At 43.5% G+C, this 20,925-nt stretch carries 23 protein-coding genes; 8 read left to right on the top strand and 15 right to left on the bottom strand.

The features are described 5' to 3' along the window. Positions 1–169 precede the first annotated feature (169 nt). Genes HOP38_RS06610 through btuD form a run of 3 tightly spaced genes read left to right on the top strand, consistent with a single transcriptional unit; the run spans position 170 to position 2,984 of the window. On the top strand, positions 170–1,198 hold the full coding sequence (locus tag HOP38_RS06610) for a succinylglutamate desuccinylase (RefSeq protein WP_038228341.1): 1,029 nt from the start codon (positions 170–172) through the stop codon (positions 1,196–1,198). A 45-nt stretch (positions 1,199–1,243) separates the two neighbouring features. Then, positions 1,244–2,242: a vitamin B12 ABC transporter permease BtuC gene (gene btuC / locus HOP38_RS06615; RefSeq protein ID WP_006070574.1), complete on the top strand. Its 999-nt coding sequence runs from the start codon at positions 1,244–1,246 to the stop codon at positions 2,240–2,242. Then, positions 2,226–2,984 carry a vitamin B12 ABC transporter ATP-binding protein BtuD gene (btuD, locus tag HOP38_RS06620; RefSeq protein ID WP_006070575.1) on the top strand — a complete coding sequence of 253 codons (759 nt, stop codon included), beginning with the start codon at positions 2,226–2,228 and terminating at the stop codon, positions 2,982–2,984. The genes btuC and btuD overlap by 17 nt, the downstream gene beginning before the upstream one ends. A 115-nt stretch (positions 2,985–3,099) precedes the next feature. Here btuD and HOP38_RS06625 read toward each other — a convergent pair whose 3' ends face one another. From HOP38_RS06625 to HOP38_RS06650, 6 genes are all read right to left on the bottom strand, one after another. Next, positions 3,100–3,300: a hypothetical protein gene (locus HOP38_RS06625; RefSeq protein ID WP_198557704.1), complete on the bottom strand. Its 201-nt coding sequence runs from the start codon at positions 3,298–3,300 to the stop codon at positions 3,100–3,102. A 21-nt stretch (positions 3,301–3,321) separates the two neighbouring features. Next, complete coding sequence (locus tag HOP38_RS06630) at positions 3,322–4,809, bottom strand: SulP family inorganic anion transporter (protein WP_038228347.1); 1,488 nt, start codon at positions 4,807–4,809, stop codon at positions 3,322–3,324. Positions 4,810–5,332: 523 nt separating this feature from the next. Next, positions 5,333–5,905 (bottom strand): nucleoside triphosphate pyrophosphohydrolase family protein, encoded by a 573-nt coding sequence (locus HOP38_RS06635; protein ID WP_006070578.1) that lies wholly within the window; start codon positions 5,903–5,905, stop codon positions 5,333–5,335. 419 nt (positions 5,906–6,324) lie between these two features. Continuing rightward, positions 6,325–6,588 (bottom strand): hypothetical protein, encoded by a 264-nt coding sequence (locus HOP38_RS06640; protein ID WP_006070579.1) that lies wholly within the window; start codon positions 6,586–6,588, stop codon positions 6,325–6,327. Positions 6,589–6,972: 384 nt separating this feature from the next. Beyond that, on the bottom strand, positions 6,973–7,548 hold the full coding sequence (locus HOP38_RS06645; protein ID WP_006070581.1) for a DUF1415 domain-containing protein: 576 nt from the start codon (positions 7,546–7,548) through the stop codon (positions 6,973–6,975). A gap of 172 nt (positions 7,549–7,720) precedes the next feature. Further along, on the bottom strand, positions 7,721–8,611 hold the full coding sequence (locus tag HOP38_RS06650; protein WP_198557705.1) for a LysR family transcriptional regulator: 891 nt from the start codon (positions 8,609–8,611) through the stop codon (positions 7,721–7,723). A 118-nt stretch (positions 8,612–8,729) separates the two neighbouring features. Here HOP38_RS06650 and HOP38_RS06655 point away from each other — a divergent pair, with 118 nt between their 5' ends. Next, the gene (locus HOP38_RS06655; protein ID WP_006070583.1) at positions 8,730–9,170 is read left to right on the top strand and encodes an ester cyclase; all 441 of its coding nucleotides are present in this window, start codon (positions 8,730–8,732) and stop codon (positions 9,168–9,170) included. 78 nt (positions 9,171–9,248) lie between these two features. On the opposite strand, the gene HOP38_RS06660 is transcribed toward HOP38_RS06655, so the two are convergent. The 4 genes from HOP38_RS06660 to HOP38_RS06675 all read right to left on the bottom strand — a co-directional run bounded on the left by HOP38_RS06660 (position 9,249) and on the right by HOP38_RS06675 (position 12,244). Beyond that, complete coding sequence (locus HOP38_RS06660) at positions 9,249–9,440, bottom strand: hypothetical protein (protein ID WP_198557706.1); 192 nt, start codon at positions 9,438–9,440, stop codon at positions 9,249–9,251. A 330-nt stretch (positions 9,441–9,770) separates the two neighbouring features. Beyond that, positions 9,771–10,016, bottom strand: a complete 246-nt coding sequence (locus HOP38_RS06665) for a hypothetical protein (RefSeq protein WP_038222115.1) — start codon at positions 10,014–10,016, stop codon at positions 9,771–9,773. A 140-nt stretch (positions 10,017–10,156) separates the two neighbouring features. Continuing rightward, on the bottom strand, positions 10,157–10,576 hold the full coding sequence (locus HOP38_RS06670; protein ID WP_006070585.1) for a hypothetical protein: 420 nt from the start codon (positions 10,574–10,576) through the stop codon (positions 10,157–10,159). A gap of 456 nt (positions 10,577–11,032) precedes the next feature. Next, the gene (locus HOP38_RS06675; RefSeq protein WP_198557707.1) at positions 11,033–12,244 is read right to left on the bottom strand and encodes an MFS transporter; all 1,212 of its coding nucleotides are present in this window, start codon (positions 12,242–12,244) and stop codon (positions 11,033–11,035) included. Between the two features lie 104 nt (positions 12,245–12,348). Between HOP38_RS06675 and HOP38_RS06680 the strand changes: the two genes are divergently transcribed. After that, a complete protein-coding gene (locus tag HOP38_RS06680; RefSeq protein WP_006070587.1) occupies positions 12,349–13,218 on the top strand; it encodes a LysR family transcriptional regulator in 870 nt (289 codons plus the stop codon). On the opposite strand, the gene HOP38_RS06685 is transcribed toward HOP38_RS06680, so the two are convergent. From HOP38_RS06685 to HOP38_RS06695, 3 genes are all read right to left on the bottom strand, one after another. Further along, complete coding sequence (locus tag HOP38_RS06685; protein ID WP_198557708.1) at positions 13,202–13,924, bottom strand: hypothetical protein; 723 nt, start codon at positions 13,922–13,924, stop codon at positions 13,202–13,204. The two genes, HOP38_RS06680 and HOP38_RS06685, sit on opposite strands and share 17 nt — an antisense overlap. A 48-nt stretch (positions 13,925–13,972) precedes the next feature. Next, positions 13,973–14,203 (bottom strand): glutaredoxin family protein, encoded by a 231-nt coding sequence (locus HOP38_RS06690; protein ID WP_006070589.1) that lies wholly within the window; start codon positions 14,201–14,203, stop codon positions 13,973–13,975. A gap of 141 nt (positions 14,204–14,344) precedes the next feature. Beyond that, entirely contained in the window at positions 14,345–15,238 is an 894-nt protein-coding gene (locus tag HOP38_RS06695) for a DMT family transporter (RefSeq protein ID WP_088877153.1), read from the bottom strand. A gap of 117 nt (positions 15,239–15,355) precedes the next feature. On the opposite strand from HOP38_RS06695, the gene HOP38_RS06700 reads away from it, so the two are divergent. Continuing rightward, positions 15,356–15,838, top strand: coding sequence for a MarR family winged helix-turn-helix transcriptional regulator (locus HOP38_RS06700; protein WP_006070592.1), 483 nt, complete (start codon positions 15,356–15,358; stop codon positions 15,836–15,838). A gap of 34 nt (positions 15,839–15,872) precedes the next feature. On the opposite strand, the gene HOP38_RS06705 is transcribed toward HOP38_RS06700, so the two are convergent. Both HOP38_RS06705 and aceB read right to left on the bottom strand, forming a co-directional pair. Next, a complete protein-coding gene (locus HOP38_RS06705; protein WP_198557709.1) occupies positions 15,873–16,310 on the bottom strand; it encodes a GlcG/HbpS family heme-binding protein in 438 nt (145 codons plus the stop codon). 102 nt (positions 16,311–16,412) lie between these two features. Then, positions 16,413–18,029, bottom strand: coding sequence for a malate synthase A (gene aceB, locus HOP38_RS06710; RefSeq protein WP_198557710.1), 1,617 nt, complete (start codon positions 18,027–18,029; stop codon positions 16,413–16,415). 312 nt (positions 18,030–18,341) lie between these two features. Between aceB and gcl the strand changes: the two genes are divergently transcribed. Together gcl and hyi are read left to right on the top strand one after the other, a co-directional pair. Next, the gene (gcl, locus tag HOP38_RS06715; RefSeq protein ID WP_198557711.1) at positions 18,342–20,135 is read left to right on the top strand and encodes a glyoxylate carboligase; all 1,794 of its coding nucleotides are present in this window, start codon (positions 18,342–18,344) and stop codon (positions 20,133–20,135) included. Positions 20,136–20,145: 10 nt separating this feature from the next. Beyond that, on the top strand, positions 20,146–20,922 hold the full coding sequence (hyi, locus tag HOP38_RS06720; protein WP_038228368.1) for a hydroxypyruvate isomerase: 777 nt from the start codon (positions 20,146–20,148) through the stop codon (positions 20,920–20,922). The last annotated feature ends 3 nt before the right edge of the window (positions 20,923–20,925 follow it).

A 20,925-nucleotide genomic window follows, 5' to 3' on the forward strand; every position in this document is an offset into this window, starting at 1 on the left:
TGGTGATAGGGTAGTTATGTCACCACATGCGTAGTGCTCAACATTGATTTTTCGGTAAAATAGGTGTTTTGCCTTAAAGTTACGAGACTTACTTCGATAAACGCGATCATATCCGTATAAATTTATTGAATGTTTCATTACCATACCGCTGTTAGATAGGGAGCAGCGCATGACGAAATCGCTTTTTCGCCAGTCATTTCTGAAAGATACATTGGAAACCGAAACTGAGTTCACTGCAAAATCGCTGAACACTCCAGATGGAGTGAAAATGGAACTGAGTTATCGTGGGGTATTAGAAGTTACCCCAAAACATCTAGATAAAGACAGTAAACACATCATAATTTCATGTGGCATTCACGGTGACGAAACAGCACCGATGGAACTGGTCAGCAAAATGGTGGAAGACATAGAATCGGGCTTTTTAAAGCTGAATGCTCGTTGTCTGTTTATCATTGCTCATCCAGAGGCTACCAACCGACATACTCGTTTTATTGATGAGAATCTAAATCGATTATTCGGTAGTAAAGAGCACGCCGTAAACCGTGAGGTGGCGATTGCTAAGCACTTGAGATTGTTAGTCGACAAGTTTTATCAAGGAACAGAAGAGGCAAGTCGCTGGCATTTGGATTTGCACTGTGCGATTCGTGAATCAAAACACTATTCTTTTGTCGTTAGCCCTCGTGCACGACATGCGGTAAGAAGCAAGGCTCTGTTTGATTACGTTGCGAGCGCGCATATGGATGCGGTGCTGTTATCCAATGCGCCGTCGAGTACGTTTAGTTGGTTCTCCGCCGAGAATTATGGCGCACAAGCGTTAACAATGGAGCTTGGGCGTGTAGCGCGAATTGGCGAAAACGATCTGGAAAAACTGCTTGCGTTTGATATTGCTACTCGAGATCTATTGTCTGAAGAAACACCAGAGCATTTAGCGAAGCAGCCAGTCATTTATCGTGTGTCACGCACTGTGGTTCGTCACCATGATGATTTTGGCTTCTTGTTTGACGATGATGTCGAGAATTTCACAGAGTTTAAACACGGTGAAGTCTTTGGCCATGACGGTGATAAACCATTAATGGCAAAGAACGATCATGAAGCCATTGTTTTTCCGAACCGCAAAGTGGTGGTTGGGCAACGCGCTGCCTTGATGGTGGTTAAAGTGGCAACCCGCTATGAGGATGACCAACTGGTCTACGATTGATCGAAAAACAGTGGCGTTCTGCATCGCCGCTGTTATGCTTCTCAAATGGAATTCAATCAGTTACTGAATCAAAACCAAAGACGCTGGCGCAAATTGATTATTGCGATGACTGGCGTCTTAGTTATTTTCGCGTTACTCCACCTATCGGTTGGAGAGCTTTTTATTAATCCGTTCTCACCTCAGACCGCACTTGAGTCTCGTCTTCTCTATGATTTGCGTTTACCAAGACTGCTTGCTGCCGCAGCGATTGGAGCCGCGCTCGCGCTCTCTGGTGCTTCGCTGCAAGTGTTGTTAGGTAATGTACTCGCAGAACCTGGTGTCCTGGGTATTTCAGGCGGTGCCAGTTTAGGAATGGTGATCATTTTGTTTGCTTTTCCCGCGGCTGCGACGCCACTGGGTTTTATGTTATCCGGGGTGGTTGGGGCACTTGGCTTCACCTTGATATTGGTGAGTATGGCCAAAACCATGAGATTGACAACAACTCGACTGCTGTTAGTGGGGGTCGCGCTTGGAATACTATCTAGCGCTGTGGTGACTTGGGCGTTCTACTTCAGTGACGAGCTTAGTCTTCGCCAGTTAATGTACTGGTTGATGGGAAGCGTCGGTGGCGTAAGTTGGTATCAGCATGTTCTCACGGTGTTAATGATTCCAATAGGCATCTGGCTATGCCTTCAAGGTAAGGTTTTGGATAAGTTGATGGTAGGAGAAGTTCACGCTAAGCAATTGGGGGTGGATGTAAACCGCGTCCGTTGGCAACTTATCCTTTGTGTATCGCTGTTGGTAGGTGGCTCGGTTGCTTTAGGTGGTGTGATTAGCTTCGTTGGATTAGTTGTCCCGCATCTACTTCGCTTGGCTTTCGGCACTGAAAACCGTTATCTGTTGCCATTGTCTGCGGTAACGGGAGCAACATTGTTGGTGATCTCTGACATACTTGCGCGACTAGTATTGGATTCTGCTGAGCTACCCGTTGGAGTGATGACCACGACAATAGGAGCGCCGATCTTTATTTGGATGCTGGTGAAAAGTCATGATTCAAGTTCATAACCTAACTATTGGCACTAGGTTACTACCATTGACGATCGATATCCCAACGGGACAACTAACGCATGTTATTGGTCCGAACGGTAGTGGCAAAAGCACCTTACTAGCAGCTTTAGCTGGTGTGATTGACTATCAAGGTGACATTGTTATTGAAGGTACGGCGCTGTCGACCTTATCTCTGCCAGATATTGCATTAACGCGAGCATATCTCAGTCAATCCGCTCGCCCAGCGTTCAATATGCCTGTTTACCAGTTTCTTTCGTTATCCATTCCTGCAAATTGCAGAGATGACAGCGAAGAGGTAAATCGAGCCATTCTATCTATTGTCGAACTGCTTAATCTGGATACCATGTTGAGTCGTACCGTCCATCATTTATCTGGTGGTGAGTGGCAGCGAGTGCGGTTAGCGGCTTGTTGTCTTCAAGTTTGGAAACCCATCAACCCATTAGCCAAATATCTAATTCTGGACGAACCAGCGGCTCCACTTGATATTGGCCAGGAAAAATACCTCCATAGACTCATAGATCTTGTCACTGGACAGGGTACAACTGTCGTTGTGGCGAATCACGATCTGAACGTGACTTTGAGAAGGGCGGACAATGTTGTGCTATTGAGCAATGGTGTACTCGAAGCGGTAGGGAGTAGCCAGCATGTTCTGACAGTTGAGAACATTAACTCAGTTTACAGGACCAATGTGCAAAAGGTTGAGCATAACGGCAGAGCCTATCTTATTTTTGAAGATTAATGATGCCGTTAATAGAATGATCAGCGCATTTGGACGAACAGCCTCATCGTCGTAATAGGTTAGCTTTGTACAGCTAACCTATGCTTAGCTTAATGATTGAACTGAAGAATTAACATTAGTGGTTGATAGCCACGAAAATCGCAATAACAGATAAAATGGATGGAATTGCGATCCCAAAAATCATCACTTTCAATTTCATCCAATATAATCTTGATTCATATCTCCGCGTTTGCTCCAGTAGATACAAAAGCCGATCTAACTTCATATCTTCATCACCAAAATAGGTAGCGAGTTCTTCGTCATAACGTAAGCTCATTGTTGGTTCTCCCAATGGTGATTAGTGACCGAATGTCATAGTTAAGAAGTTAGGGTTGTCATATTTACCGTATTTTCTGACCAGAGCTTCGGTTTGAGGATTCATCCCGATGACTTCAACTTGATTACCAAGTTTGGAAAAACGTAATACCACTCTATCTAAGGCATCAACCGCGGTAATATCCCAAAAGTGAGCATCTGATAAATCGATTGTGACCACAGGGTGCTCATTGTCATAGCTAAACATATCAACGAAGTCGTAGGCTGATGCAAAGAAAATCTGCCCATGAACCTTATGAGTAATATGCTCTCCATCAACAATAACTTCGTCGACCACATCCATGATAGAGATACTGGCATTGGCGTAAAATACGGAAGCCAAAAGTACGCCAACTAGCACGCCGATGGCGAGATTATGTGTCATAACCACGGATACCACCGTTGCTAGCATGATGACATTGGATTGGAGTGGGTGATGTTTTATCTCGACCAGCGATTTCCAAGAGAAGGTGGAGATGGAAACCATAATCATCACAGCGACAAGTGCAGCCATTGGGATTTGCTTTAAGAAGTCGCCAAGAAAAACTACCATTACCAGCAATGCTACGCCGGCAAATAAGGTGGACAGTCGAGTTCTTCCTCCTGATTTCATGTTAACCATAGACTGACCAATCATGGCACAACCAGCCATGCCGCCCAGTAATCCTGCAACAATATTAGCAATACCTTGACCTTTGCACTCTTTGTTCTTATCACTGGTTGAATCGGTGTAATCATCAATGATGGTCGCCGTCATTAGTGACTCCAACACGCCAACAACTGCTAAGGCAAGTGAATAAGGGAAGATGATTTGCAGCGTTTCTAAATTGAATGGAATATCAGGTAAAAGGAACACTGGTAAAGTATTAGGCAGTTCACCCATATCACCAACGGTTCTGACGTCAAAACCCAGGTAGGTACTGATTAGGGTAATCGCGACAATACACACCAAAGGAGAGGGTAACGCCTTGCCAATTTTAGGAATTAAAGGAAGCAAATAAATGATGCCTAATCCTGCTAGTGTTAGTGCGTACACGTGCCATGTCACATCGGTCAACTCAGGCAATTGTGCCATGAAGATCAAAATGGCTAGCGCATTGATAAACCCAGTAATGATCGATTTGGCGATAAATCGCATCAGATTGCCCAGTTTAAGCCAACCGATTACATATTGAATCACTCCGGTTAACAGGGTTGCTGCCAAAAGGTAATCCAATCCGTGGTTTTTAACCAAAGAGGTCATCAATAAAGCCATGGCTCCAGTAGCCGCTGAGACCATGCCAGGTCTTGCGCCAGTAAAAGCAATGACGACACAGATACTAAACGAGGCATACAAGCCTACTTTAGGATCTAATCCTGCAATAATCGAAAAAGCAATAGCCTCTGGAATCAATGCTAGGGCAACAACAATACCTGCTAAGAGGTCGTTGCTGATGTTACTAAACCACTCTTCTTTACTAAAAACTGCCATATAAATGAGTTCTGTCCTAATTATCAAATTGTAAAAAGCCAACTTCGTTTCGCGCGAGCGCAAGTACGAATTTGTCGTTTAGAACCTAAGTTCTTTTTGTTTCGGCTGTCGCCGAGCGTTCATTTTTGGGATTTTGTAGTCACAACCAGATATCTGGGACGATACCTAATCGCAGTGAGTAATCGTGTAATTACTTACATGCCGTGACCAATGCTGTGTTGACCTCAAGAAGGCAAAGATGCCTCAATCAGTCTGCGTATAGCTGTGACGCTTGGGAGAGCGCCGACAAGAGTTATTCGATAGCACTAAGGTATTAAACTAGCGCCAGTTTTTATAAACTTGCATTAGGTTTTTTGCCTTGGTATCGAATGGCTGGCATTGTACGCTCATCTCGTTATGTGCATAGATGCTCAATCATAACTTGCAGTTTTGATAGGTAGAAATAAAGCGAAGGGGTGAATGATTCTAAGGGAAACAAAAATGGCTATCACAAGGATAGCCATTTTAAAGCAAGTCGCTCGGTCTATACCAAAGGAGTTAGATCTGCTGGGCGGTAATAGACGGATTTAAGTACTTTGCCTTTACGAATTGTTTTTGCTTCAGAAACGAAATCTTCAGCACATTTTGCGATGATGTATTCGCCTTTTTGAACGGCCATTAGGGCAATGCCTTGCTTCGCGTAGTGCGCTTCAGTTTCCGCATACTCTTGCTCGTTGCGGCATACTTTGCTCATGTTACTAGAGTGGATTTCATCCCAGCATTTGATGAAGTCGATGTCGCGGTTGGCTGCTACATGCAGTAGAAGCTCAATAAGGTAACTGATAGCCACGTTATCTTCTACTTTGCTGTCGCCAAGGTGCACTAAGCGACCCATTAAGACATAAACAGAATCGATGATCGCGTCCGCTTGTTCGACTTTGCTGTCAGCTTCGGCCAACTCAGTCATTTCTTCGATAGCAAGAGAGCTATGCAAAGTATCCGCTGCATCATCTAGAGAATTAGAGTCATTTACTGGTAGGTCAAATGTAGTACGGAACTCAGTGATATCACGATAAAGGTGATCGAAAATCTCTTGGGTAAGTTTGGTTAATTTCATCGATTTCTGTCTTTTGGTATAGGTTTTACGATCCTATCAAACACCATAGCTTTTCGCTAGCAATGCGATATATGCGTATTGTAGATATAAGTGTGATTGAATTATCACTATTGCTAATTTGTGTGTGCACTTTGTTCACGATCTAATCACTGTAAGATTGAATAAGATCATGATTGTTATTAGAATTATTTCGATCCCCAAAACAAGCTGTGAATTTCGACCAATCGGTGTCATGTATACGAGAACGGGTTGGTCTACAGTTTCAGAAAGTACACGTACTTTTTGGAAAACGTCGTTTCGGAATTAGGGTCCCGAGTCGTCGTACTTAAAGGCCACCTTTCGAGGTGGCCTTTTAACATCTTGTACTCAATAGCGCAGTAAAATGGGCGTTAACTAGACACAAGTTTGTGTTGGAAGTGTCATCTGTCAGTTGGCAGTTCAGTATAAAAGTCATCGAAATTGCCCCATAGTTCTAGTAACTGATACACCTCTTTTTGATTAATAAACTTACTATTCACATGATCTTTGCCATCTAAAAGCACGAGGTAGTGAGGCGTGACTTGGTTTGCTGTTGATATGGCATTCCATTGGGCGAGAATGCTATCGGAGCAAGCGTTAGAAAAAGTGGCAAGTTCGATGCCTGTTTCTCCAACAGTATTGTAGATAGTTAGAGATAAACTCATATTAAAATGCTGAATGAATAGAGTCTTAAGGATGGCTGTAGTGTATCAGTAGGCATGAATACTACAAAGCAAAGACTTGTCAGAATTGTATGGCATTTATACGTGGAAAAGTTCGCCCACTAAACTAACAGCATAGTGGGCATACTAATCACTTCGTTGACTCTATTTGAGCCGTAGTTTGGGCTGCGTTGTCATGTCCCATTTGATCCATGATGTCGTAGGTCACAAAATAGGTGACAAGCAGAATCAAAGGGATAAATTTAATCCAAGGTTTCATGGTGGTAGTCTCATCAAATCAATTAAGGTGAAACTACCACTGAGTTAACGGTTTCGATACGACTAAAATCGCAATGTAAGGTTGACTTGAGCAGAGCTTGAATTTGATCAGTGACCAAATAGATATGGGAACAATTGTTTTCTTTCCGATTCATTTAGAGCGCTGACGCGATCAATATTATTATCTGGGATCGCTTCCGGATTCGGGTAGTGCTTTAGCACTCGCTCCATACTTTCTTCTCGAATAAGGTGGAAGATAGGGTAGGGAGAACGATTGGTCAGATTTTCTGGGTCTTCTGGCTCTGCACCACCAAAGCAGTAATCTGGGTGGAATGTCGCGACTTGGTAAATACCTTCCCAATCATTTTGTTTGATAAGCGCTTCGACCCAATCAATAAAGAAGTTATAGTCCATAAAGTCTTCAAGCATGTTCGGAACTACAACCAACGTGGTCTCGAGATCACTCACTTCGGTTTGTTCCAATAACATCAGTTCACCCAGAATATCTTCTAAAAGACCTTCTTCATTATTGGCCAGACTAACAAAAGTTTTGATTTGCTTGTTTCTTTCTGGTTTAGCGGCAAAAGGGCAAAGGTTTAAACCAATAACCACATCTTTCAACCACTGTTGAACTTGCTGCTCGATCTTTACTACTTCTTCACGTAAGGGTCTAATTTCTTTCATATATTTTTGTAATCAACGCATTGTTGCTATTCAGTTGCTTAAGCTGAGGCACCAAAAATCCATCAGCTGAAGTGAAATGATACTCGAACCCATTGGATTAAAGCGTCAGTTAGCCACATGCTAATGCAGTTGAGGCTAATTTGAAACTCTTTTGGGTCACAGTCAATAATAGTCAAAGCATCAAGAAAGCTCTAAGTTCCTCAATAAACGTTCTGACTTTTCGAGGTGTATTAACTCGTTCTCGATAGAGTGCGTACACTGCCCGGTTTTGTAATTGGTAGTGGCTGAGCACTTCGATGAGTTTACCATCAATGATTTCTTTTTTAGCCAATTGTCTTGGGAGCATAGCGACACCAAAGTGGTTGAGCAGCGCCACTTTAATGGCTTGAACACTATTGACCGAAATCGAAGGCGAAACCTCAATGTCGTGTTCTTCTATGCCCTTGCGAAAACGCCATAGAGAATAGTTTTTAAGATTTGGGTCTTCAACTACCCGATGAGACAATAAGTCTGTTGGATGTAGAATCGGCTCATGATTTTGCAAATATTGTGGTGACGCACAGACAATGCATTGGTTTTCAGTGAGTTTCGTAGCAACAAGATCTAGGTCTTGTTTGACTAAGTTACCCGAGCGGATGGCGACGTCATAGCCTTGCGAAGAGATATCGTTTACTCCGTCATCAAGGAGTAGGTTAACTTTAACTTCTGGATACCTAGTACAAAATTCGCAGATGAATGGCATTAACATGATCTCGGTAAGACCATTCGGTGCGAGAACGTTCAACGTACCCGACATTGCAACGCTATCGTGCTTAATGCTGTCGTTCAGCGTATCCAACTTAGTCACTAAAATATTTGACTCAAGGTAGTAGTGTTTACCTGCATCAGTTAAAGACAGTGTTTTCGTTGAACGATTCATTAACCGCGTACCTAGATGATTCTCTAGATCTCGAATGTTTCGGCTAACCAGAGATTTGGATACGCCTAATTGCTTTGAAGCACCAGTGAAGCTGCCTTCTTCAACGGTACTGATAAACGAGCGCATAAGTGTAAGTAGATTCATGGTTCTTCTTATTGTGTACTAATTGTTGACATCCTATCCACCTTTTAAAGTCTATTCAAATCTACTGATGCCAATAAAATAACAATAAAAACAAAGGTAAAGTAAAAGGAGAATAAAGATGACAAGTAAACAAGTTCAAACAATTAAAGACTATTTTGAATTTTGTGTTGATGGAAAGGCAACAGAGCGTGTGGGCGAATATTTTGCGGCTGATGCTTTGATCCATAGACCGGATTGCGGAACAACATTACGAGGGCTTGAAGAGTTTGAAGCTAAGCTCAAATCTTGTGTTACTGAACGGTACGAAAGTGTGAAAACAACGTTTCAAAGAGTCATCGAGACTGAGGGCGAAGTAGTCGTGGCGTTAACGCATAAGGCTGAAAATTCAAACACGTGGATGGGTTTTGATGTGTCAGGAAAAGATGTGACATGGACTAGCCTTACCTATTTCCGTTTCAATAATGAAGGCAAAATAATCGAAGAGATTGTTGAACGAAACGAACTTAGTATGGCTAACCAATTGGGCTTACACCTAGATGTCACCAAAGAGCGTAATTAACACTTACAGCATAGAATTCGAAGTATTTCTTTGAGTCAACAAAGTAGAAAGCCATCTTGTATAAGATGGCTTTTATCGTTAATCGGATTTTCTTTCTACCTCCGCAGGACAAGACTTCGCCAGTGGGACTTCAACGACGTAGTCACGACCGTTGTCATCGTAATGGCAAATACGATGATCACCATTCTTAAACTCATAGTCGTACTTGACTGTGTAAGCGAAGGCTAGCGGAGCAGCTAGTGATAGCGCTAGAAATATCAGTTTTTTCATAGGTACTTCCTCCTTGTTTGTCTTTGTTTGATTGACAGTTGTAATCGCTTAAAAACAAAAAATCCTTAAGTGAGTAATTCCATGAGAGTGAGAAACGCTGGAGCTATCAAAAGAAGAAAGCAGAGCCACATCATCGCAATGGCCAGACGCTCAACACAGTCAGTAGTGCAGACCTTGAGTAGGGTCTTTGTGAGCGGGTGGTCTAAAAACTTAACTATACGCGCCATATCAACAAGCATTGAGCAAGTAATACGTTGTCGTTGCGACAGCGCAGGCAGAAAATAAAAGTAGGATGAGAGCGAGCGTTTCTTTATCCATCTTCTTATGCCGCTACTGACTAAAAAGTAGCGCTTTTGAGAAAAAACGAGTGAAACCGCATTTATCGCAACAGAGATGTACATATTCAATGTTGCCCATCGTCACCGTATAGATAGTATCTGGTAGAGCCGAAATATTGGAATAGCGACTATTGATCTTTGGTGTTCGCCAATATTCAGAGCCACATTGAGAACAGACAGATTCGACTTTCTTTTCTTTCAAACGGTCATATAGTTCATTTATTGTTAGTGTGTTCATAACTAATACCTAGATGTTCTTTTGAGAGAAAAATAAGATAGTAGATCTCGCATTAGCCAATTGTTAACTAAACATAACGAGAAAAAAGAGAATACTTGAATATTGTTATTGGTCATGTTTGGTTTCTTCATTATTGATGTTCATAGATCTTTTGCACATCTAACATCTTTCAAGGTTCTTATCGTCGGTTCCATTACGGGAATTTGCCTTTTGCGAAAGACCTTGCGATGTTTAATTACTTCAGTGATAGATTGGTGTTGAGAGATATTCCCGGTATAGATGACCTTAATGTCATGACACAAGAACCAACCACCGATAAAATCGCCGCTTAGCCTTGTCAGCAGCTTATGCGACGAGGCTTTCTTACTTCGTCCAACATGCCCTCCAAATGACATCAAATCACCGTTAGATACGACACACCAATACACTTTGCTCACTTTTCGGTTTATGAATAGTGTCCCGTCGGGGAAAAGAGGTGGGGCGTTCTCACCCAATAAGTTCTCTATATCAGGGTTGGTAAGAATTTGGAAAGGTTTGCGTTGTGCTGTAGCGCGTCCCATTGTTTACCTCTCATAAAATCTTCGTTTTATGTTAATTTTGATTATATAGGCTGACATGGTTTGTTGATTAATTAACTATTTTTACTGTTATTTTGATTATATTATTAAACGATTTTTAACTTATTTGGCTAATGGTTTTAATAGTCCTTGTCATACATGACCTTCAATTGGGCGATCTTGTGATTTCATATTTTAAAAAGAACCCTCTAACAATTTTTCATGGAAGTTTGTTAGAGGGCTAATACACGGATTCGTGTAGAATGTTAGCATTAATATTAACGGTGTAGTTCGTTAATAACTCTGTGAGTTGTTGGATAGCCACAAAGTAAATAAACCTTAAACAATTAGTTAAGGTTTGTAACGAGAAAAGTTATTAACGTTATTTGTTACTTACATTAATATTGATTACCGTTGGTTAGTATGTGCCCAACGGTAAAGGAAAGTTTAGGAGAGGATTTAACGAGAGTCTGCGACAAGTGCCGTAGTTTGCTCTGCTCGAACTAGCTTGGAAAGTTTCCAACATAATGCAAACAGGACAAGGTATAAGACTAACCCACCTTCAACCACAGAAGTCCATTTACCGTGTTGCCAACAATATAGTAAGAAGAAACCACCAATACTTCCGCCTACGTAATAATGCACAAGATAAAGTGCGGTAGCCGTTGCTTTGGCGGTAGTCGCTTTCTGACTTACCCATGCGTATGCCAATGTATGAGTAAAAAACGCGCCGCCGCTGATGAGAAGTAGCCCGACCAACATAGCAGGAATGCTCTCTATTATTGCGACTAGCATACCGAGTAAGCTGAGTGTCGTGCCTAGCGCCATTCCAAGAATTGGCGAGAAGTGAGCGCGCCATTTGCCAGTCCATTTGGAAGAAACCGTCCCCGCTAAGTAGCAAAGGAAGATCAACGCAGATAACGTGACTGGTAGATTGTGCGGATCCGCCACCAATCTAAACCCCATAACAGAGTATAAATTGACAAAGAGTGCAAAATTAATACCGCCGATAATCATTGCAACCCAAACTATCGGTGTTGAAAGGTGAGTTAACAGGGCTCGGTTGTGGTGAAAGAAAAGGCCACGCGTCGGTTTGAAATGTTGCTGCTTCGGCAATAGCAAGGCGACAATGATGACGCAAACTAATGTAAAGCTGGAGATAATTAGCACCGCGGTATGCCAATCAAAGTAGCCTGTGAGTATACCGCCAGCAACACGCCCTGCAATACCACCTAGTGAGTTGGCAGCGATATAGCCGCCGATAGCTCGAGTAAAGGCTTCACTGGATAATTCCTCTACCATATAGGCGACGGCTACTGAGGCAAATGCTGCTAAGGATACTCCCATACAAGCTCGCAGAAACACGAGTGTCGATAAGTTATCGGTTAACAACATCAAATAACCGATAACAGGAATCGCAAATAAACCTGCGAGCATAACGAACCGTCGGCCTAAGCTCTCCGAAGTAATAGCCCAAGGTACTAGACATACCGACAGCCCTAGCGTAGAAGCAGCGAACACCCAGTTTATTTCAGTTTCAGAGACTGAAAAGTGTATAGCAAGCTGCGGTAGGATTGGTTGGAAGATATATAGATTACAAAACACCAAAAAGGAGCCGAGGGCTAATGCCCAAGTTATCTGTTGGTATTGTTTCGTATGCAGCTCTATCACAACCTGATTCTCTATAACTAAACGATGCTTATGTGACCAAGTTAGCACTCAAATATGGATTGATGAAATATATTAAAGCTATAACTTCGATATATTTTATTAATATGGATATTAAACAACTTAAGCACTTTCTTGCCGTCGCAGAACACCAAAACTTTACCCGAGCAGCCCAAGCGGTGGCCATTGCTCAGCCTGCACTGAGCATTTCTATCAAGAAGTTTGAGCAGCAGCTCGGTGTACAGCTTTTTTCTCGCGTCGATAAACAAGTTATGTTGACACAGGAAGGTCGAGTATTACTGCCTCATGCTCAGAAGGTTCTGCGGCAAATTGATGATGCCAGCCTAGCCATTGATGAGATGAAAGGGTTATTAAAGGGCGAAGTTCGTTTGGGGACACCAAGTATGATGGGGTCCTATTTTTTTCCAGAAATAGTCATGGCATTTAAGAGTGCCTATCCCAATCTCAAAATGACGGTTATTGAGGCAGGGACACAAGACATCAGAAAGATGTTACTCCATGGAGATATTGACCTCGGTGTTATTCGCAATACGGACGTGCCCGGTGATCTAGAAGTCGACCAGATCTTTCGCTCTGAAATGGTCGCGGTAGTCAGTCAAAACCACCCATTTGCAAATAAACAATCATTAGATTTTGACGAGTTTTTCGATGAAGAACTGGTGATGTTTAAACCCGGATATTTCCACCGCGACTTTATTGATGAGGAGTGTGAACGCCGTAATATCGAAGCGAAGTTCTCGTTTGAAACTAATCTTCTCCCAATGATTTTATCTATAGTAAAGCGTGAGTTTGCTATTACGGCATTATTGGAGTTGGTCACAGGGCATGAACCAGAACTTAAGGGGTTGTCGTTTGAGCCGCCAGTATTCGTCGACCTTGCTCTAGCTTGGCGTAAAGATGGGTACTTATCGCGCGCTGATAGGACTTTTATAGACTTTGTTAAGAAGCATCTTTGATGCAAGTACTCGAAGTAGGTAGCCGAGTGAGCACTTGCCCGATAGACGTTGCGGAATAAACAGAATGGTTTATGTCTTGTTGTTTATTGGTGACCATACCAATCAAAGCCATATTCACACCTATTTGGACGTAAATAGGTGTGCCAGAAAACACCTGAGTCATATCACTGCATTGACTTATGGTCATGTCGCTCAGATTAGATGAGTCAACAAAACAGGTTTCAATGGCAAGTGCTGCACGAGCTTGATCATAAACCAACAATTGAATCGGCTCGTTCTCCCATTGAACGGTAGAGGTGTCGACAAGAGCGGCGATATCCTGATGACAGCCTAACTGAGAACCCACTTCAAGAATGGCCCAGTCATCTCGCGCCGTCATCTTTTCGACGTTCTGGTGATCGGTCTTTACTGAAGTCGCGTGAGCAAAGTCATAACGTTCATCTTGGCCAAATAGCGCGGTTAGCCGAATATCTCTAAGTGGGTAGAAACTGCGAGAGGTATAATCGTAGATACAATGAGCCGGTGTGATTAACGTTTGGTTGGCAATTTGGGTGGCGAAACAAGTGTGTATCGGCGAAGGCTGACTGCCAATATGAACTAAATACAGTCGTTGATTAATGATCCTCGCTTCATCCAAGACTTCTAAACTGTCCGCATGGCTGAAAGCGGTAACGAATCCAATTAAAAATGCCCACCAATTGTTCATACTATACTGCCTCTCGACATTGACAGAAGCAGTATAGGAAATGAAGGATTAATTGCTTTTGTACATACGTTCGAAATTCTTCGGGTTCCAACCTACCATATATTGGTCACCAATTTTCAGTACAGGAAGAGAACGAGCTCCAATCGCATCTAACTCTTTGCGACCACGCTGCATTTTTGCATTGGTCAGGCGGTATTTATAACCCTTGCTGTCCAAATAACGCTGAGCATCTTTACAGTGAGGGCATTTGTCTGAGACATACAGTACTAATCGTTTCACAAGGATTCTCTTTTGGTAAAAACAGCCGCCTATAGTACGGTTCTGACTATGTTTGTAAAGTGTTAGCCTCGGAAACAACAATGCTCGGTAGAAGCTGCCGAGCATTGTATTAAACGCTTTTGGGAAAACGGTATCTTGTAATTATCGGTTGGCTAGTCGCGTCACACGATGCTGTTTTATCGCCATGATCATTTGTGGAATCAGTGAGGTTATTATCATACCCATCATCAGAATGTATTGAGTATGCGTGAACGACTCACCAAGTAGCATTAGGCCACAAACAATGCCTGCTATTGGGTTTGCGATACCACCGAAAGTGAAATCTACCACGGTCATCCGCTGTAACAGCCATACGTACATGCCGTAACTTAGTGCGGTATTGAGACCAACGACCCAACTTAAACCAAACAGGTTTCGACCATCAAAGTTCTCGATGACCGAGACATAAGTTTCCGGTGCAATTGCGGCGTGAAAGCCAGAAGCAATCGCTAAGATTGCGCCGCCTAAGATTAGCTGCCAAGTTAATATTGTCCACCAGTGAATTCTAGTGCCCAATGACTTAGTGATACTACTACCCGCGACAATACACATAATCGCTGCAAGCATTGCGCCTAAACCTATTGGGTTAAGGCTGATCGAACCTGGCGAAAACAAGAAAAATGCCAGTGATACCAGCGCTAGACCACTCAATGCTTGTGACCAGCTCGGACGGTGTTTTTTTACCAGCCATTGATATAACATTGCGAAAACAGGCACCGAAACCATACCTACGCCTGAAATGGCAGACGGCAAGGTTTGCGCCATCACAAATATCAAACCAAAGAAGGTGGCGATGTTGATAAGACCAAGCGTTAGTAATACTTGCCATTCACCTTTTTTAGGTAAAGTCGGCTTAACCAGCAGTAATAATAAACCTGCTGGTAGCGCTCGCAGAGCCCCTAACAAAATCGGCGGCCAGTCTGGTAGCGTAAATTTGGTTACGGCATAAGTTGTACCCCAGAAAAAGGCGGGGATCATTGCCAAAAGTATGTTCATTTAATTTATCTTTACGTTAAGATATTTGCGCACACTCTAACGACAAATTGGCTGTCTGTAAAGTATCTTTATGTTAAACTAATTTTTCTTGATGATTAACCAGTGGATGAATAAGACATGGATGCGATTGATCGCGTAGTAGAGCAGTGGGCAAAACAGAAGCCTGAGCTGGACACAGAACCTATGGCCATGATGGGGCGGCTAATGCGCATTGCCAAATATATGGAAACCAAAGTGGCGGATTTACATAAAAAATACGACTTAAAACTTGGTGAATTTGATGTCTTAGCAACCTTGCGACGTAGCGGTAAGCCTTATCGTTTAACGCCGTCAGAGCTAATTAACACGATGATGCTTACGTCAGGAGCGATGACCAATAGATTGGATAAGTTGGAGTCCAAAGGATTAATTTCGAGAGAGCACAGCAAGGCGGACCGTCGAAGCGTTACGGTGCAATTGACTCAAGATGGCTTAGTGCTGATTGATAAAATGATCGAAGAACACGTCGAAGTGCAAGATGGACTGGTGAAATCTCTTTCGGCTTCTCAGAAAAAACAGGCAAATCAGTTGTTTAAAACTTGGTTAAGCCAATATGAATAAGCATTAAGGCCCTAATTCGTTAGGGCCTTATACGTTAAGCGGCTACCTCATCGCTGTATAAGTTGGCACAGTTAATCCCTTGAATAGCGCAGCGCTCATCAATATCAGAGAGATCGCCACTCACGCCAATAGCGCCAATCACGTTTTTCTCTGCGTCTCGAATAAGCAGTCCGCCCGGAACGGGAACCATGTTACCGTGGGCAAGTACGTTAACCGCGGAGATAAATGCAGGACGAGAATCAGCGTCTTGCGCTAGTTTTCGGGAGGAACAACCTAGCGCCAATGCGCCCCATGCTTTGGCAATTGCAATGTCAGGTCGCATCATGCTAGACCCATCTTGTCGCTGCAAAGAAATCAGTTTTCCTCCATTATCAAGAACGGCAACAGTCAAAGGCGCACAGTCGTCAGACAGTCCAGCTTCAAATGTGCCATCAATAATGGTCAGTGCTTGTTGTAGAGTTAAACTTCCCATGTTATCTCCTCGTCTCATAGCTTGCGCTATTCGTACCTGCTGCCTTAAGCACTTATTCGGATTAAGTCAGCAGGATTTAGGCGTACTTTGCCAACAGTTTGGTTAAAGTAACGAATAGCTTGGAAGGGTCAGGAAGTTAGCGAACTGTTTTGCTGTAGAAAGCTCATAAAAAAGGTCAGCTGTTTCATCAAAGCGTCCTGCAGCATAACGTGCATCGCCAACTTCCTGTTTAATCGTTTTTAGCTCTTGGTAGAGCCAAGTGTGAAAGAGTGATGATGTAAAGACTTGGCCATCATCCAGAGTGACACCGTGGTGGATCCACTGCCAAATGTTGGCACGAGAGATCTCAGCCGTTGCGGCATCCTCCATCAGTCCATAAATTGGTACGCAACCGTGCCCCTGTATCCATGCTTCAATGTAGTAGAGAGCAATACGAATATTCTTGCGCACACCCGCTTCATCACGCGTACCTTCGCAAGGTTTTAATAGCGTCTCGGCAGTAATGTCTTCCGATGGACTGACATAATCAAGTTGATTTGTTTTCCCCTGAAGCTGCTCGTCAAACACCGACATCGCAAGATCAACCAATGCAGGGTGCGCGACCCACGTGCCGTCGTGACCGTTATTCGACTCGCGTTTTTTATCTTCAATGACTTTCGCTGTTACACGTTCCATTTCTTCAGGATCTTTTGCTGGAATGAAGGCAGACATCCCGCCCATCGCAAGTGCACCACGTGCATGACAGGTTTTAACCAGTAATTGGCTGTAGGCGTTTAGGAACTCTTTGTCCATACCGATGCCGTGTCGGTCTGGTAAAATTCGGTCTTTGTGGTTCTTCAACGTCTTAATGTAGCTGAATATATAGTCCCATCGACCACAGTTCATGGCCACAATGTGGTCCTTCATTGCATACAACATCTCTTCCATTTGGAATACAGCAGGTAGTGTTTCGATAAGCACGGTCGCTCGAATTGTTCCTGTTGGTACCCCGAAGTAGCGTTCAGTAAAGGCAAATACGTCATCCCACCATTTCGCTTCTTCCATGCTTTCCAACTTTGGAATGTAGTAATAAACACCTAAGCCTTTGTCTGCACGAGACTGATAGTTGTGGAAGAAATACAACGCAAAATCCATTAAGCACCCGCCAATCGGCTGGCCCTGATATTGAATAGAATTTTCTGGTAAATGAAGTCCGCGAGGTCGAGCAATTAATAGTGCTGGATCACTATTCAATGAGTATTGCTTGTCTTTGGTGTCGTCGTAATAACTGATGGTTCCAAGGTTAGCGTCGCGTAAGTTGATCTGTCCCTCTACCATGTTTTGCCAGGTCGGGGAGGAAGCATCCTCAAAGCAACACATAAATACTTTTGCGCCGGAGTTCAGTGCATTAATGACCATCTTTCTATCAACAGGACCGGTAATTTCAACGCGACGATCTAGTAGCGGAGCTGGCGGCGGGCTAACCTTCCAACTCTTGTCATCTCTTATTGATTTGGTGTCCTTGCGAAAATCTGGTAGCTCGCCCGCATCAAAGGCGGCTTGTTTGGTTTCACGGTCTTGTAGCAGTTGAGTGCGTCTACTGCCAAAGTGCGCAACTAACGTTTCTAGGAAGGTTAGAGCGTTGGAATTTAGGATCGCTTGATAAGCTGTGGACTGGGTATCTCCAATTACCTTAAGACAATCTGCTTGTGCTGCGTCCATAACTTCATTAAGTGCCATTGTTCGTCTCCTTTAAACAATACTTTCTTATTTTGTATACAAAACTGTATCCGTGTATTTACTTATATTGGAAAACAAACAAATGATCAAAGGGTATTTAACATTAATTTATCATCGAATTTTTCTGAAAATATTTTTACGTAAAGATATTTTATATAAAGTATTATCTGTTAGGAACTACGGCGTAAGTGGTCACTTAGTGCTTTAACTCTATGTTGCAAAAATGTTGATTTTGGGGTTGCGATTCTCTGGATATGGTTCATAGTACACAATATGGATTTGAATTGTATACAATCTGAGAGGGATATTAGAATGGCGAAAATGAAGGCAATTGAAGCAGCTGTAGCCGTACTAAAGAAAGAGGGAGTAGACATTGCGTTTGGTGTTCCGGGCGCAGCAATCAACCCCATGTATGCGGCGATGAAACACCTAGGTGGTATTGACCATGTGTTAGCCCGCCACGTTGAAGGCGCATCACATATGGCAGAAGGCTACACACGAACTAACCAAGGTAATATTGGTGTTTGTATCGGTACATCGGGACCTGCTGGAACGGATATGATCACGGGACTCTATTCTGCATCGGCGGACTCGATTCCGATTCTATGTATTACTGGGCAAGCCCCTCGAGCAAGACTGCATAAAGAAGATTTTCAGGCGGTAGATATAGAATCTATTGCCAAACCAGTAACAAAGTGGGCGACCACAGTACTAGAGCCCGCTCAAGTGCCACGCGCATTTCAAAAAGCATTTCATTTAATGCGTTCAGGTAGGCCTGGCCCGGTTCTTATCGATTTGCCACTAGACGTACAGCTAGCCGAAATCGAATTTGATATCGATACCTACGAGCCACTTGCGGCATACAAACCAACCGCAACTCGCGAGCAGGCAGAAAAAGCATTTGATATGCTGTGTGCTGCCGAAAAACCGGTCATTGTTTCAGGTGGCGGTGTTATCAACGCAGGGGCATCAGAACTGCTACAACAGTTTGCGGAACTGACTGGCGTGCCAGTGATTCCAACGTTGATGGGTTGGGGTACTATCCCTGATGATCACGAGTTGATGGCAGGTATGGTGGGCCTTCAGACGGCACACCGCTACGGTAACGAAACGCTTTTGAACTCTGATTTTGTATTCGGTATTGGTAACCGCTTTGCTAACCGTCACACCGGTTCATTGGATGTGTATACCGAAGGCCGCAAGTTTGTCCACGTAGACATTGAGCCGACTCAAATTGGACGCGTATTCTGCCCGGATCTTGGTATTGTGTCGGATGCCAAACCTGCATTGGAGCTATTAGTCGATGTTGCTCGCGAACGTTCATCAAAAGGTACTTTACCTAATCGTGCGTCTTGGGTTGGTGAATGCCAGCAGCGCAAATCCAGTATGTTGCGTAAAACGCACTTTACGGAAACGCCAATTAAACCAATGCGTGTTTATGAAGAGATGAACAAAGCATTTGGTCGTGAGACTTGTTACGTCAGCACGATTGGTCTATCGCAAATCGCGGCGGCTCAGTTCCTTCATGTATACAAGCCACGCCATTGGATTAACTGTGGCCAAGCGGGTCCTTTAGGCTGGACTGCTCCCGCTGCGCTGGGTGTGAAAGCTGCGGATCCAAACCGTGATGTTGTCGCAATATCAGGTGACTATGACTTCCAATTTATGATTGAAGAGTTAGCTGTGGGTGCGCAGTTTAATCTTCCATATATCCACGTAGTCGTTAACAACTCGTATCTTGGCCTAATTCGTCAGGCACAACGTCAGTTTGACATCGATTATTGCGTGCAGCTTGCGTTCGACAATCAGAACTCTCCAGAACTTGAAGGGTATGGTGTTGACCATGTGAAAGTGGTGGAAGGGTTAGGCTGTAAAGCGATTCGTGTAACACAGCCAGAAGACATCCAAGATGCGTTCGTTCAGGCAAGAGAGCTGATGGCGAAACACAAGGTCCCTGTTGTGGTTGAAATCATTCTAGAGCGTGTCACTAACATCTCAATGGGTGTCGAAATCAACGCTATCAATGAATTTGAACCACTAGCTGAAAATGCAACGGATGCACCAACTGCACTGTCGTCACTAGATTCGTCAAACTCACAGTCTTAAGGAGAAAATTATGCCAAAATTCGCAGCTAACCTATCGATGCTGTTTAATGAAGTTGACTTTCTGAGTCGATTTGAAAAAGCGGCTAATGCAGGGTTTCACGGAGTAGAGTATCTGTTTCCTTACGATTTCACAGCAGAAACTATTAAGTCGGTGTTGGATGACAATAATCTAGAGCAGGTTTTGTTTAACCTTCCTGCTGGTGACTGGAATGCGGGAGATCGTGGTATTGCGGTCGACCCAAGTCGCATCGAAGAGTTCCAACAAGGGGTGAGCCAAGCGATAAGCTACGCCCAGACTCTGGGCTGTAAGCAAATCAACTGCTTGGCAGGAATTGTTCCGGCAAGTGTGACTGAGCAAGACGCGAGAACGACGTTCGTAATCAACCTTCGTTATGCTGCTCAGCAACTGGAAGCGGCAGGCATCAAGTTGGTGATTGAAGCGATTAATACACGTGATATTCCAGGCTTCTTCTTGAACACCACAGAACAAGCGAAATCCATTATTGAAGAAGTCGGTAGTGCGAACCTATCGGTTCAATACGACATCTATCACATGCAAATTATGGAAGGCGACTTAATTCCGACCATCACCAATAACTTATCGCAAATTTCTCACATTCAATTGGCTGACAACCCGGGGCGTCATGAGCCAGGTACCGGTGAAATCAATTATGACTTTGTATTGAGAGAACTTGACGCAATGGGCTACCAAGGTTGGGTGGGCTGTGAATACAAACCGAAGACGACCACTGAAGAAGGTCTTTCTTGGTTAAACGCTTTTCAATAATTC

Origin of the sequence: Vibrio mediterranei (assembly GCF_013364395.1) — a bacterium.
In the GTDB taxonomy this organism is placed as follows: Bacteria; Pseudomonadota; Gammaproteobacteria; order Enterobacterales; family Vibrionaceae; genus Vibrio; species Vibrio mediterranei.

What these genes read in the sequence shown, in the direction of transcription:
- HOP38_RS06700 (WP_006070592.1), top strand. Translation starts at nt 15,356, where the DNA reads ATGGATGCGATTGATCGCGTAGTAGAGCAGTGGGCAAAACAGAAGCCT.
- btuC (WP_006070574.1), top strand. Translation starts at nt 1,244, where the DNA reads ATGGAATTCAATCAGTTACTGAATCAAAACCAAAGACGCTGGCGCAAA.
- HOP38_RS06705 (WP_198557709.1), bottom strand. Translation starts at nt 16,310, where the DNA reads ATGGGAAGTTTAACTCTACAACAAGCACTGACCATTATTGATGGCACA.
- hyi (WP_038228368.1), top strand. Translation starts at nt 20,146, where the DNA reads ATGCCAAAATTCGCAGCTAACCTATCGATGCTGTTTAATGAAGTTGAC.
- gcl (WP_198557711.1), top strand. Translation starts at nt 18,342, where the DNA reads ATGGCGAAAATGAAGGCAATTGAAGCAGCTGTAGCCGTACTAAAGAAA.
- aceB (WP_198557710.1), bottom strand. Translation starts at nt 18,029, where the DNA reads ATGGCACTTAATGAAGTTATGGACGCAGCACAAGCAGATTGTCTTAAG.
- HOP38_RS06680 (WP_006070587.1), top strand. Translation starts at nt 12,349, where the DNA reads ATGGATATTAAACAACTTAAGCACTTTCTTGCCGTCGCAGAACACCAA.
- HOP38_RS06630 (WP_038228347.1), bottom strand. Translation starts at nt 4,809, where the DNA reads ATGGCAGTTTTTAGTAAAGAAGAGTGGTTTAGTAACATCAGCAACGAC.
- HOP38_RS06685 (WP_198557708.1), bottom strand. Translation starts at nt 13,924, where the DNA reads ATGAACAATTGGTGGGCATTTTTAATTGGATTCGTTACCGCTTTCAGC.
- HOP38_RS06645 (WP_006070581.1), bottom strand. Translation starts at nt 7,548, where the DNA reads ATGAAAGAAATTAGACCCTTACGTGAAGAAGTAGTAAAGATCGAGCAG.
- HOP38_RS06640 (WP_006070579.1), bottom strand. Translation starts at nt 6,588, where the DNA reads ATGAGTTTATCTCTAACTATCTACAATACTGTTGGAGAAACAGGCATC.
- HOP38_RS06670 (WP_006070585.1), bottom strand. Translation starts at nt 10,576, where the DNA reads ATGGGACGCGCTACAGCACAACGCAAACCTTTCCAAATTCTTACCAAC.
- HOP38_RS06695 (WP_088877153.1), bottom strand. Translation starts at nt 15,238, where the DNA reads ATGAACATACTTTTGGCAATGATCCCCGCCTTTTTCTGGGGTACAACT.
- HOP38_RS06635 (WP_006070578.1), bottom strand. Translation starts at nt 5,905, where the DNA reads ATGAAATTAACCAAACTTACCCAAGAGATTTTCGATCACCTTTATCGT.
- HOP38_RS06610 (WP_038228341.1), top strand. Translation starts at nt 170, where the DNA reads ATGACGAAATCGCTTTTTCGCCAGTCATTTCTGAAAGATACATTGGAA.
- HOP38_RS06625 (WP_198557704.1), bottom strand. Translation starts at nt 3,300, where the DNA reads ATGAGCTTACGTTATGACGAAGAACTCGCTACCTATTTTGGTGATGAA.
- btuD (WP_006070575.1), top strand. Translation starts at nt 2,226, where the DNA reads ATGATTCAAGTTCATAACCTAACTATTGGCACTAGGTTACTACCATTG.
- HOP38_RS06660 (WP_198557706.1), bottom strand. Translation starts at nt 9,440, where the DNA reads ATGAAAAAACTGATATTTCTAGCGCTATCACTAGCTGCTCCGCTAGCC.
- HOP38_RS06665 (WP_038222115.1), bottom strand. Translation starts at nt 10,016, where the DNA reads ATGAACACACTAACAATAAATGAACTATATGACCGTTTGAAAGAAAAG.
- HOP38_RS06650 (WP_198557705.1), bottom strand. Translation starts at nt 8,611, where the DNA reads ATGAATCTACTTACACTTATGCGCTCGTTTATCAGTACCGTTGAAGAA.
- HOP38_RS06655 (WP_006070583.1), top strand. Translation starts at nt 8,730, where the DNA reads ATGACAAGTAAACAAGTTCAAACAATTAAAGACTATTTTGAATTTTGT.